Origin of the sequence: Streptomyces sp. AC512_CC834 (assembly GCF_019049325.1) — a bacterium.
Lineage (GTDB): Bacteria > Actinomycetota > Actinomycetes > Streptomycetales > Streptomycetaceae > Streptomyces.
This window is the reverse complement of the sequence record NZ_JAGMUO010000101.1, coordinates 53,330-65,430: the sequence shown is the minus strand read 5'-3', so window position 1 is coordinate 65,430 and position 12,101 is coordinate 53,330. Positions and strand designations below refer to the sequence as shown.

The following is a 12,101-nucleotide window of genomic DNA, read 5'->3' as shown; positions in this document are numbered from 1 at the left end:
ACCGCGGAAACCGCAGGCGGAGACACGGAGGCGACCGGCGGCGGAGACACGGCGGGAACCGCAGGCGGAGACAGACCGCAGACGGCGACATGGAGGAGACCCCGATGACGACCAACCCCACCCTCGCCGACCTGGCCGACCGCGCCACCGCGTCCCGGGAACGGCCCGCCTACGGCCACGACGCCCTGATCACCTGCGACCGCCTGGTCCGGATCTTCAGCGCGGACGGGGTGGAGGTGCAGGCCCTGCAGGGACTCGACCTGCTGGTCCGTGAGGGTGAGCTGATGGCGCTGGTCGGCGCCTCGGGCAGCGGCAAGTCCACGCTGATGAACATCCTGGCCGGCCTGGACACGCCGACCGCGGGGGCGGCCCGGGTCGCGGGGCGCGATCTGCTCGCGATGACGGCGAAGGACCGCCTGGCCTACCGCCGCACGGTGGTCGGCTTCGTGTGGCAGCAGACGTCCCGGAACCTCATGCCCTACCTGACGGCCGCGCAGAACGTGGCCCTGCCCATGCAGTTGGCCGGCACCGGCGGACGCCGGGCGGCGCGCACCGAACGCGCGCTGGAGCTCCTGGAGCTGATGGACCTCGCCGACTGCCGCGACCGTCGCCCGCAGCAGCTTTCCGGCGGGCAGCAGCAGCGGGTCGCCATCGCCGTGGCCCTCGCCGGAGCCCCGTCGGTCCTGCTGGCCGACGAGCCGACGGGCGAGCTGGACTCCCACACCGCGGAACAGATCTTCGCCGCCTTCCGCACCGCGAACGAGCGCCTGGGCACCACCATCGTCATCGTCACCCACGACCAGGCGGTGGCCGGCGAGGTCCGCCGCACGGTCGCCATCCGCGACGGCCGCACCTCCACGGAGGTGCTGCGCCGCAGCGAGGTGGACGCCGAGACCGGCCACGAGACGGTGGTCGCCCGCGAGTACGCCATGCTCGACCGCGCCGGACGGCTCCAGTTGCCCGCCGACTACACCGCGGCCCTCGGTATGCGCGACCGCGTCGCCCTGGAACTGGAGAGCGACCACATCGCCGTACGCCCGGACGACAGCGACACCCACGACTGAGCGCACTGAGCGCACTGAGCGCAGGGAGTGGCGGGCACGCCGGGGCTCAGCGGACGCTGATGCCCAGGGCTCCGGTGCCCGCCCGCCGCAGGGCGACGGACCCGTAGGGCGTGCGCAGCCGCAGCCACGAGCCGGAGGAGAACAGCTTCGGCCCGTCCTCGCGGGAGCCGTCCTCGCGGGAGCCGTCCGCTCCGGGCGGCCGCAGGAACCCGAGCGACTGGGCCGCGTGCACGGCCCGCACCGGCAGCCCGGTGTCCCCGACCGTCCGGGACCATATCTCCCGCCCGACCCGGTCCAGTTCGGCGCGGGTACGGGCCTCGGGCGCCAGCTCCCCCGTACGGGTACGGAACTCGGCGACCGCGGCGGAGACCAGCGCCCGCAGGGCGTCCGGCGCGGGCAGCCCCGGCTCGGCCCGCCACCCGCCGCGCGGCGGCAGCACCCCGGCCCACGGCGGCCCGGTGACCGCGGCCGGCACGCCGGCGGTGGCCGCCGGCTCGTCCACGGTCTCCAGCAGTTCCCCGGCGGACACGGTGACGTCCAGCGTGGCGTCGAGCCCGTTCTCGTACGGCTTGGCGAGCCGTGCCGCGCGCACGGCCAGCACCTCGAAGGAGGGCGGCCGTCCGAAGACGGCGAGGGCCGTGCCGGCCGCCTGGAGGCGCACCGCGGCCGAACGGTCGTAGTGGAGCAGGCGGGAGAGGAAGGCCGCGAGATCCGCGGCCTCCCCCTCGTCGGCCAGATGGAGCACCGTCATGCGGCGACGGCCTCCTCCTTGGCGTCCGAGTCCTTGGCGTCCGTGTACTCCTGGAGGAACTCCCGTTCCTCGGCGGTGAGCCGCCGGGGCCGCTGCCCCTCGAAGTCGAACGGCACGATCACCGTGGAGGCGCGGACGTAGATCTCGTCGCCGTCCTTGACCTCGTAGGTGAGCGTGAAGGAGGCGGCCCTGATCTCCGTGACCCACAGCTCGACGTCGACCGGGTGGTGCCGGTGGACGAGCTGCCGCTTGTAGTCGATCTCATGGCGTGCCACCACGGACCCCTGCTTGAAGTCCTTCTCCGGGCGGAACAGGAAGTCGATACGGGCCTCCTCCAGATAGCGGAGGAAGACCACGTTGTTGACGTGGCCGTACGCGTCCATGTCCGCCCAGCGCAGTGGGCAGCGGTAGATGTGCCGCAAGATCAGCCCCGGGTCAGCTTCTTGTAGGTGGCGCGGTGCGGGCGGGCGGCGTCGGCGCCGAGCCGCTCGACCTTGTTCTTCTCGTACGAGTCGAAGTTGCCCTCGAACCAGAACCACTTGGAGTCACCCTCGTAGGCGAGGATGTGGGTGGCGACCCGGTCGAGGAACCACCGGTCGTGGGAGACGACCACGGCGCACCCGGGGAACTCGAGAAGCGCGTTCTCGAGGCTGGAGAGGGTCTCGACGTCGAGGTCGTTGGTCGGCTCGTCGAGGAGCAGCAGGTTGCCGCCCTGCTTGAGGGTGAGCGCGAGGTTCAGCCGGTTGCGCTCACCGCCGGAGAGCACGCCGGCCGCCTTCTGCTGGTCCGGCCCCTTGAACCCGAAGGCGGAGACGTACGCCCGCGAGGGCATCTCGACCTGGCCGACGTTGATGTAGTCCATCTCGTCGGAGACGACCGCCCACAGCGACTTCTTGGCGTCGATGTTCTCGCGGCTCTGGTCGACGTAGGAGATCTTGACGGTTTCGCCGACCTTGATGCTGCCGGAGTCCGGCTCCTCGAAGCCCTGGATCATCTTGAAGAGCGTCGTCTTGCCGGCACCGTTGGGCCCGATAACCCCGACGATCCCGTTGCGCGGCAGCGTGAAGGAGAGGTCGTCGATGAGGACCTTCTCCCCGAAGGCCTTGCTGAGGTTGTTCACCTCGACGACGACGCTGCCCAGGCGCGGGCCCGGCGGGATCTGGATCTCCTCGAAGTCCAGCTTCCGCATCTTGTCGGCCTCGGCGGCCATCTCCTCGTACCGCGCGAGGCGGGCCTTGGACTTGGCCTGGCGCCCCTTGGCGTTGGAGCGCACCCAGTCGAGCTCGTCCTTGAGCCGCTTCGCCCGCTTGGCGTCCTTCTGGCCCTCGACCTTGAGACGGGTCTGCTTGGTCTCCAGGTACTTGGAGTAGTTGCCCTCGTAGCCGTGCAGCCGGCCGCGGTCGACCTCGCAGATCCACCCGGCGACATTGTCCAGGAAGTACCGGTCGTGGGTCACGGCCACGACGGTGCCCTCGTACTTGGCGAGGTGCTGCTCCAGCCAGTTCACCGACTCGGCGTCGAGGTGGTTGGTGGGCTCGTCGAGCAGCAGCAGGTCGGGCGCCTCGAGCAGCAGCTTGCACAGCGCCACGCGGCGCTTCTCGCCACCGGAGAGGTTGGCGACGGGCCAGTCGCCGGGCGGGCAGCCCAGCGCGTCCATGGCCTGCTCGAGCTGGGCGTCGAGGTCCCAGGCGTTGGCGTGGTCGAGCTCCTCCTGGAGCTTGCCCATCTCGTCCAGCAGCGCGTCCGAGTAGTCGGTCGCCATCTGCTCGGCGATCTCGTTGAACCGGTCGAGCTTGCCCTTGACCTCGGAGACACCCTCCTGGACGTTCTCCAGGACGTTCTTCTCCTCGCTCAGCGGGGGCTCCTGCAACAGGATGCCGACCGTGTAACCGGGGGCCAGGAAGGCATCCCCGTTCGAGGGCTGCTCAAGCCCCGCCATGATCTTCAGAACGGTCGACTTGCCGGCGCCGTTCGGTCCGACCACACCGATCTTCGCGCCGGGCAGGAAGCTCAGGGTGACGTCATCAAGGATCACCTTGTCGCCGTGCGCCTTGCGCGCCTTGCGCATGGTGTAAATGTACTCAGCCAAGAGAAACCGTCCGGCAGCTTGATCAGGCAGTGGGCAGATACACCCCATCTTGCCGCACCGCCACCCCTGTGAGGAAACGCGTTCGGCACGACGCCTCTGACCAGGCGTTTCTCACCACTGGGCTAGGGTGCCGCCATGACCAGCGCCACAGAGCGCCCCTTCCTCTTCCTCGACGTCGACGGCCCGCTGATCCCGTTCGGATCACCGGCCGGCGCCGCTGCACCTGCCGATCGTGGAAATCCACTGCTGACCCGACTCGACCCCGGGATCGGGGCGCGGCTCATGGCGTTGGGCTGCGACATCGTGTGGGCGACGACGTGGTGGGAAGAGGCGAACGAGGTCGTCGCCCCACGCGTCGGCCTACCGAGGCTGCCCGTGCTGGACCGGCCGGACCCCAGCGCCGAGGAAGGCCCACGTGGCCTGCACTGGAAGACCCGCCCCCTGGTCGAGTGGGCCAACGGCCGCCCCTTCGTCTGGGTCGACGACGAGATCAGTGCCATGGACCGTCTCTGGGTTGCCGCCGGCCACCCCGGGCCGTCACTGCTTCATCGGGTCGACCCGGCCAAGGGCCTCGAAGACGCCGACTTCCGCGCCCTCGCCGGATGGCTCGATGCCGTCACGCCGAGATGAGCATCACCGTCCCCGGCCGGTCCGGTCGGGGACGGTCGGGGCCGGTTCGGTCCGGTTCGGTCCGGTCCTGGTCGCTAGGGGTGATAGCCGTAGCCGTGCGCGTACTGCGAGGAGGCGTACTGGTCGTCGCCGGGTGCCTGCGCGAACGGTGCGCCGGACGACTGGGGGCCCTGCGCCGTCGTCGGGGGCGGAGGGAAGCTGACGAAGCCCCCGGGGATCGCGTTGCCCTGGAAGTCCCAGGACTGTGTCGCGCCGTAGGCGGAGGTGTTCGAGCCCTGGGGATGCATCCGCACGCCGTTGCCGGTGGGCGCGTGCCAGGTCCGGGTCGATCCCTTGCTGTGCATGTGCTGTGCCATCTCCGCGGCGGCGGTGGCGTTCGGATGGCCGGAGGCGCAGGACATCAGCAGCCCGTCCCGGCCCGGGGTGTTGCGGGACGCCTCCCGGAATCCCGGGTGGTTTCGCAAGATCTCACCGAAGGTGGCGCCGTCGACCTTCAGCGCCTTGACGCCGTTTCCCGTCTCCACGGGGATGTTGAAGAATTCGTTGCTGGCGTGAGCATGGACATAGATGGGGCGACTGCTCCACGGCGCGGGACTGGCCGCCCCGACCGACATGGTGGGCCTGCGGACGTCACCGCTGAGAGTGACGGTGTACACCTCCACGTCCGACGTCCGGTTCGGCGCCTTGGCCCACGCGGTGACCTTCTCGGTGTCGCCTGCCTGGGTCGGGAAAGAGATCCCGATGATCTCCCCCGCGTCGTTGCGCAACGCCTTGGCCCGCACATCGCGGTGATCGAATTTGTAGTAATTGCCTCTGCTGTCCAGGGCGTCCAGCGGGCCGCCCCGTCCATGCACGGTGGTCTGCCCGCCCTGCGGCATGCGCTGGACGTGCCGAGCGCCGCCGTCACGGCGAAGCATCTTGGCCATCGCGGCGTTCCCCGCGGTCCTCTGTACCGCGCGACCCGCCTCGGCCATGGCCGTGGTCGAGGGAACCTGCCCCGGCCGGGGTCCGGCGCCGAGTGCCGTCAACGCGTTCGGGGCCACCAACGGGCCGACGGTCCCGGTCCGTGGCGCCGTCGAGCGCTGCCTCGTCGCGGACGCTTCCGTACGGTCTCTTCCACGCACCTTGCCGCTCCTTGCAGATGTTCTCTCGTACCGCTACTGCCCCCCTGTCCCGCTGTCCCGCTGTCCCGACGGGAAGATGCAGGCTGCGCAACGCCCCTCGTTACCTTCGTCCCTCCTCGTCTTCCTCGTCCCCTTCAGCCCTCCTGCTTTCTGCGCAGGAGCAGCAGGACCGCGCCGCCGATCACGACCAGGCCTATGGCCGCGCCGCCGATGAGGGGGGTCGCGTTCGAGCTGCCGGTTTCGGCGAGGTCGGTGTCCTGGGAGGGGGTGGTGACGGGCGTGCTGGGGGCCGGTTCGCTGAGGGGGTGGGTGGCGTCGGCCAGTGCGGCGCTCTGGGTGCGGCAGTCCAGGACGCCGGTGAAGCGCTGCTCGAAGCCGGCCGGGCCGCGGATGGTGAAGTCGTAGGCGCGGTCCTCCGGCAGCGGGACCGGCACGGTGCGGGTCTCGCCCGGCGCGATGGTGTACTCGGTGTCCAGGAGTTCGAAGGTGAAGGGCGCGTCGCCCTCGTTGCGCGCGGTGATGTCCAGGGCGCCCTCGGCGCAGTTCTCCTCGGCGGACAGGGCGGGTATCGCGCCGCCGGCGGCCCAGGTGGCACTCGCCGTCGCGGCGACCGTGGACTCGCTGGAGCCGGCCAGGATCTGGGTCTGGCTGCGGCTCTCGGAGGCGAAGGCACGGCCGACCGGCACGGTGGTGGACGCCTGGACGGACAGCTCGGCGGTGCCGGGTTCCGCGTCCTCGGGGACGTCGAAGAAGATCTGGGTGCCGTCGGTGACCTTGGTGACGAGTTCGCCCTTCTTGTCGACGATGCGGACCGCGTCGTCGGCGGTGGCGGCCACCGGGGGTGTCACCGTCGCGCCGTCGGCGTTGGTGCGGACGGTCACCGGGCCGAGCCGCTCACCGGGGTGGCCGGAGACGGCGGGCGGGTCCAGGGTGAGGGACGCCTCGGGCTCCGCGAGGGTGCGGGCGTGCTCCTCCAGGTAGTCGGCGAGCCGCTCGGCCTGCGGGTCGACGGCCTCGACGTCCGTGTCGTCCGAGTAGCGCCAGATGGCGACCTGCGTACCTGCCGCCGCGTCCTCTTCGGTGAGCCCGCGGGCGTCCGCCTGCCTCGCGAGCGCGGCGAGGTCGTTGACCTGCGGGTAGCTGTTCTGCAGGATCCAGCGGACGCGTCCGGCGTCCTTGTTGGTGCCCAGCGACGTCCCGCTCCAGGGCGTCTCCTGGTACTTGGCGTCCTTCTGCGTCGGGTTCTGGATGTCGACGCAGTACGTCTGCAGCATGCCGCCGCCCTCGACGGACATCTCGAACAGGCCGGCCGGCACCTCCTGGTCGCCGTCGTCCCCGTGGATGACGGCGGTGCCGTGCGTCTTGAGGCCTCCTATGGTGGCCGTCGCCCCGCCCTGATCCCGGGGCCCGTCCTGGGCGGCGGCGGCCGGAGCGGCACCGTTCACCACACCGGCGACGGCGAGCGCGGACACCAGCGCCGCGGCGGCGAGGCGCGCCACCCCTCGGCCGGGCAGAGACGGCGCAGCGAGCGAAGAAAACACCAAATTCCCCTTCAAGCAGGACCCGTTGGCGTGGGGGGAACGGTCCCACCAGCAGAATCAGCAGCCCCACAGGGCTCGTTCGGCATCCTAAGGACGTGACGGACCGCGCTTGCCGGTGATATTCGTCCGCACGGTGATCCGACTCGGAATCGTTATCGCCGAGAGGGACTGTGAGCAGGGCTTATCGACAAATCCACCCGCGTTCGTCCGGGCACATGCGCCGATAAGCCGCACTCCGGGCGGTTCCGGCAGACCCACGGTTTCATGCCACCGCTACGGGCTCCGGCCGCTGTTCGGGGGCCGGGCCGGCCGGGCCGGCCGGCTCTGCGGCCGGGGTCTCCCAGTTGGGCTCCGGCTGCGGTGGCGAGGCCGATGTCTCCGCCCTGCCGGTGCGCCGGAACGCCGCTGTGCCGCGCGCGAGGTCGTGGCCGATCGCCACCGCGTCGATGTCGGCCGAGGTCCGGCTCTGCCCGTCGCGCACATCGGTGCGCACCTTCAGCCGGCCCTGGACGACGACGGGGTCGCCCACCGCCAGCGACGCCGAGGCGTTGGTGGCGAGCTGCCGGTTGGCCCACACCGTGAAGAAGTTGGTGTGGCCGTCCGTCCAGGCGCTCTTCTCACGGTCCCAGTACCGCGCGGTGACCGCGAGCCGGAAGCGCGCCGACGGTCCGTTCGCCAGGTCACGGAAGACCGGCTGGGTTGCCACGTTGCCCACGGCGCAGATCATCGTCTCGTTCATCGCGAATCCTCCCTCCCGTACGGGCCCCTCCCGTACGGCGGCCGTGGCGACCGCGTCCGTCGCGATCGCCGCGAAGCCAGAATGCCCGCGTCCGGCCGTGCCCGCCGGGGGCTGTGGATGCGCCGTCCACCTGTGGAGAACTCCGCCACCCGTGCGGGTGGACGCCGCGGGACCACCCGCTCCCGCGCCCCCTACCTCGCCGCGGCCCCCACTCCCGTCACCCGCCCGTACTGTTCCCGCACCTCGCGGTACCGCAGCAGTTCCGCCGCCAGCGGATCCAGCACCCTGGCCCGGCCGCATCCCGCGGCGGCCTCCCGCAACAGGCGTTCCGCCTCGTGGCCGTAGCGCCTGGCGGGTCCGCGTGCCGCCAGGCGGCAGCTCCACTCGATGAGGGGGCCGCCGACGATGCCGGCCACCATCAGCAGCACCGGCACGCCCAGGTTCGGCGGCACGACGCCGATGATCTGGCCCAGCAGCCACAGGCCGCCCACCACCTGAAGCAGCGTCATGGACGCCTGGGCGAAGACGGCCACCGGCCACCACCCGGGCCGCGGCGGACGCCCCGGCGGCAGCCCCGTGCGCACCGCAAGCTCGTCGAGGGCCTCGGGCAGCCCCTGGGAGCCGCGGACGGCCGCCTCGCGCATCGCCTGCGCCCAGGGCGCCGGCAGTCCGGCCGACGCCCGGTCCGACACCGTACGCACCGCCTGCTCCACGCGCTGACGGGCCGTGGCCTCCTCGTCCGCCTGGGCGCGCGGCGACAGCCGTCCCGTGGCGGGTTCGCGCCGGTCGTGATACCAGCGCCACAGCCGCAGCCAGGGCGTCCCGCACGCGCGGTTGGCGTTGCGCAGCCAGGCGCGTTCGGCCGCATCGCCCGCCGCGGTGGCGCCCACCGCGTCCGCGAGCCGGCCCGCGAACTCCTCCCGCGCCTCCTCGCTGAGTCCGGTCCGCCGTCCGGTGACGTACACGGGGCGCAGATGCCGGGCCGCGGCGTCGACGTCCGCCGCGATACGGCGGGCGGGGGCCTGCCGCTCGGCGACGAACTGGCCGAGCGTCTCGCGCAGGTCGCCGATGCCTTCCCCGGTGAGCGCGGACAGGGCGAGCACGGTCGCGCCGGGTTCGCCGTACTCCCCCAGCGCGATGCCGTCCTCGTCGAGCAGGCGCCGCAGGTCGTCGAGGACCTGCTCGGCGGCCTCGCCGGGCAGCCGGTCGACCTGGTTGAGGACGACGAAGGTGACCTCCGCGTGGCCCGCCATCGGCCGCAGATAGCGCTCGTGGAGCACGGCGTCGGCGTACTTCTCCGGGTCGACGACCCAGATGACGGCGTCGACCAGCGCCAGGATGCGGTCCACCTGTTCGCGGTGCTGCACCGCCGCCGAGTCGTGGTCGGGCAGGTCGATGAGGACCAGCCCGCGCAGCGGGGACTCGGCGTCGGGGTGCTGGAGCGGGCGGCGGCGCAGCCGGCCGGGGATGCCGAGCCGGTCCAGGAGGCTGGCCGCGCCGTCGCTCCAACTGCACGCGATGGGTGCGGCGGTGGTCGGCCGGCGGACGCCCGTCTCGGAGATCGTCACTCCGGCGAGGGTGTTGAAGAGCTGCGACTTGCCGCTGCCGGTCGCGCCCGCGATGGCGACGACGGTGTGCTGCCCGGAGAGCCTGCGCCGCGCGGCGGCCTCGTCGAGGACCCGGCCCGCCTCGGCCAGGGTCCCGCTGTCGAGCCGGGTCCGGGAGAGCCCCACCAGTTCGCGCAGCGCGTCCAGCCGCGACCTGAGCTGCCCGTCGTAGGCGAGCGGCATCAGGGCGGCCGAGGAGGCGGCGGGCCGGCTCGGCAGGACGGCGTACTGCTCCGCCGTGCCGTTCTCGTCCACCCGCCGCGCGATCAGCCCGTCGCCCCAGGCGCCCTCCCCGTCCCCGGAACCGGCCGCGCCACCGGACGTGCCGCGGACCTCACGGCCGGCCGCACCCTCGGCACGATCCGCACGGCGGGACGCCCCGACGTCACCCTTGCCATCCCTGTCACCCCTGTCGTGCTTGTCGTGCTTGTCGTGCTTGTCGTGCCTGTCGTTCCTGTCGCGCTTGTCGTCCGCGTCGTGCTTCGCGCGGGCGGGGGACACGTGCTCGCGGTCGGTGCGCTCACGGCCGGCGGTCTCCTGCTCGGCGGGTCGCTCCGGGCCCCGGCCGTCCCGGGGGCCCGGACCGCCGGAGCCGCCTGCACCATCTGCGCCACCCGCGCCGCCTGCGCCGCCCGCGCGCTCCGCCTCCTTCGTCGTCGTGTGGTCGGTGTGCTCGGTGGGGTCCTGGTCAGTGACGGCGGTCACCGGTCACCTCTCCTTCTGCAGTACGGACAGCGCGGCGATGAGTTCGGCCTGCGGCTCGGGGTGCACCTCAAGACCGTCGAGCGGCGCCAGCCTGCGTTCGCGCTCGACGTGCATGACCCGGTCGACGTGTTCGTCGAGCAGCCGCCCGCCCCGGTCGCGCAGCCGCAGCGCGCCGTGGGCGCCGATCCGCTCGGCGAGCCGCTCCCCGGCGACGCGCGCGCGCCGCCCGCCCAGCAGCACGGTGGCGACCAGGCCGGCCACCACCCCGGGGTCCGGTGCCAGGTTCCGGTCCAGCTCGCGCACCTCCTCCTCGGCGTACTCCTCCAGCTCCCGCCGCCAGCGCCGTACGGCCAGCCCGATGCGCTGCTCGGCGCTCTCGGGCACGGGGACGCGGGCCGCGAGTTCGGGGGCGCCGGCCGCCGGTTCGTGCCGCCAGGCTCCGTCGACGCGTTCGTCGGCGGCGGTGACGGCGCACAGCAGCAGGGCGCTGAGGCTCTCCACCAGGGAGTCGAGAAGTTCCTCGGGGGAGCAGTCGAGAGGGAAGGCCCGCCAGCGCTTCAGCGCGTCCCCGGCGAGTACGGCGCCCGCCTGCAACCGCCCCCGCACGCGCGCGTGCTCCCCGTCGTAGGCGCCGTCGACGGCGGCGGTGAGCCGCAGCGCGGCCGCGTACTGCGCGGCGGTGGCACCGGCCAGTTCGGGCATCCGGGACTTGAGCGAGTCCAGGATGCCGTGTGCCGTACGGGCCATGGCGTGGTGCCGGGCGTCGAGTTCCTGTGCCCGGTGGACGAGCCAGGACCGCAGCGGTGCCACGGCGCTGGCCGGCAGCAGGCCGCCGCCCCAGGCCGACTCGGGCAGTTCGGGGACGGTGAAGCGGGGGACGTCGCCGAGCCCGGCCTTGGTGAGCAGTGCCCCGTACTGCCGCGACACCTCGGACACCACCTGGTGGGGCACCCGGTCGAGCACGGTGACCAGGGTCGCGTCGTACTCCTTGGCGGTGCGCAGCAGATGCCAGGGCACGGCGTCGGCGTAGCGGGCGGCCGTGGTGACCATCACCCAGATGTCGGCGGCGCAGAGCAGTTCGGCCGCCAGGACGCGGTTGTCGGCGACGAGGGAGTCGATGTCGGGTGCGTCCAGGAGGGCGACGCCGGGCGGCAGGGTGTCGGCGGTCTCGACACGCAGCACGCGCGCGGGGTTCTCGCCGGGCAGCAGCAGGTCGTCGTCCGGGTCCCGGTGGGGCACCCACACGCGCGTGAGGTCGGGCAGCACCCGCATGCCGCTGAACCAGTGGTGGTCCTCCGGATGGCACACCAGGACCGGCGTGCGGGTCGTGGGCCGCAGCACACCCGCCTCGCTGACCCGGCGCCCCACGAGGGAGTTCACCAGGGTCGACTTTCCGGCGCCGGTGGATCCGCCCACCACGGCCAGCAAGGGCGCTTCGGGCTCTTTCAGGCGGGGCACCAGGTAGTCGTCGAGCTGGGCGAGCAGTTCGTCGCGGTTGGCACGCGCGCGTGGGGCCCCCGCCAGGGGCAGCGGGAAGCGTGCGGCCGCGACACGGTCGCGCAGGGCGGAGAGTGCGTCGAGCAACTGAGGCCGTACGTCCAAGGTCACCACATGTGAAGAATGCCCAATTTTAGGGGAATTCTGAAGCATATGAGCATGCCTGCGCGCCGACCGGACACTTCGGGCGGAAGGGACTACTGGGACGTGAGGACAGTCCAGGCATAACGAGTGGACAACACCCGATGCGCGAGACGCCAAAAGCGATGCACGATTCGTACCTGCCTGCGATTATCAGGACCGCTTCACCGAACCTCCACATCGAGCCACGGAGGCGAGGCAACAGGGACATGG

General features: G+C 72.1%; 10 protein-coding genes. 2 read left to right on the top strand and 8 right to left on the bottom strand.

The window, feature by feature from the left end:
- Nucleotides 1-104: 104 nt before the first annotated feature.
- Nucleotides 105-1,064: an ABC transporter ATP-binding protein gene (locus KUM40_RS32580; protein WP_217169893.1), complete on the top strand. Its 960-nt coding sequence runs from the start codon at nt 105-107 to the stop codon at nt 1,062-1,064.
- A gap of 46 nt (nt 1,065-1,110) precedes the next feature.
- Here KUM40_RS32580 and KUM40_RS32575 read toward each other — a convergent pair whose 3' ends face one another.
- The 3 genes from KUM40_RS32575 to ettA are packed head-to-tail and all read right to left on the bottom strand — an operon-like array spanning nt 1,111 to nt 3,904.
- The gene (locus tag KUM40_RS32575; protein WP_217169892.1) at nt 1,111-1,815 is read right to left on the bottom strand and encodes a hypothetical protein; all 705 of its coding nucleotides are present in this window, start codon (nt 1,813-1,815) and stop codon (nt 1,111-1,113) included.
- Entirely contained in the window at nt 1,812-2,237 is a 426-nt protein-coding gene (locus KUM40_RS32570; protein WP_217169891.1) for a thioesterase family protein, read from the bottom strand. The genes KUM40_RS32575 and KUM40_RS32570 overlap by 4 nt, the downstream gene beginning before the upstream one ends.
- 2 nt (nt 2,238-2,239) lie before the next feature.
- Complete coding sequence (gene ettA / locus KUM40_RS32565) at nt 2,240-3,904, bottom strand: energy-dependent translational throttle protein EttA (RefSeq protein WP_217169890.1); 1,665 nt, start codon at nt 3,902-3,904, stop codon at nt 2,240-2,242.
- A gap of 135 nt (nt 3,905-4,039) precedes the next feature.
- On the opposite strand from ettA, the gene KUM40_RS32560 reads away from it, so the two are divergent.
- Nucleotides 4,040-4,534, top strand: a complete 495-nt coding sequence (locus KUM40_RS32560; RefSeq protein WP_217169889.1) for an HAD domain-containing protein — start codon at nt 4,040-4,042, stop codon at nt 4,532-4,534.
- 74 nt (nt 4,535-4,608) lie between these two features.
- Here KUM40_RS32560 and KUM40_RS32555 read toward each other — a convergent pair whose 3' ends face one another.
- The 5 genes from KUM40_RS32555 to KUM40_RS32535 form a co-directional block, all read right to left on the bottom strand.
- Nucleotides 4,609-5,460 carry a hypothetical protein gene (locus KUM40_RS32555; protein WP_217169888.1) on the bottom strand — a complete coding sequence of 284 codons (852 nt, stop codon included), beginning with the start codon at nt 5,458-5,460 and terminating at the stop codon, nt 4,609-4,611.
- 332 nt (nt 5,461-5,792) lie between these two features.
- Complete coding sequence (locus KUM40_RS32550; RefSeq protein ID WP_217169887.1) at nt 5,793-7,199, bottom strand: Cys-Gln thioester bond-forming surface protein; 1,407 nt, start codon at nt 7,197-7,199, stop codon at nt 5,793-5,795.
- 262 nt (nt 7,200-7,461) lie between these two features.
- Nucleotides 7,462-7,938: a single-stranded DNA-binding protein gene (locus KUM40_RS32545; RefSeq protein ID WP_217169886.1), complete on the bottom strand. Its 477-nt coding sequence runs from the start codon at nt 7,936-7,938 to the stop codon at nt 7,462-7,464.
- Between the two features lie 191 nt (nt 7,939-8,129).
- Nucleotides 8,130-10,250: a YfjP family GTPase gene (locus KUM40_RS32540; RefSeq protein WP_217169885.1), complete on the bottom strand. Its 2,121-nt coding sequence runs from the start codon at nt 10,248-10,250 to the stop codon at nt 8,130-8,132.
- Between the two features lie 3 nt (nt 10,251-10,253).
- Entirely contained in the window at nt 10,254-11,861 is a 1,608-nt protein-coding gene (locus KUM40_RS32535; protein WP_217169884.1) for a dynamin family protein, read from the bottom strand.
- Nucleotides 11,862-12,101 lie beyond the last annotated feature (240 nt).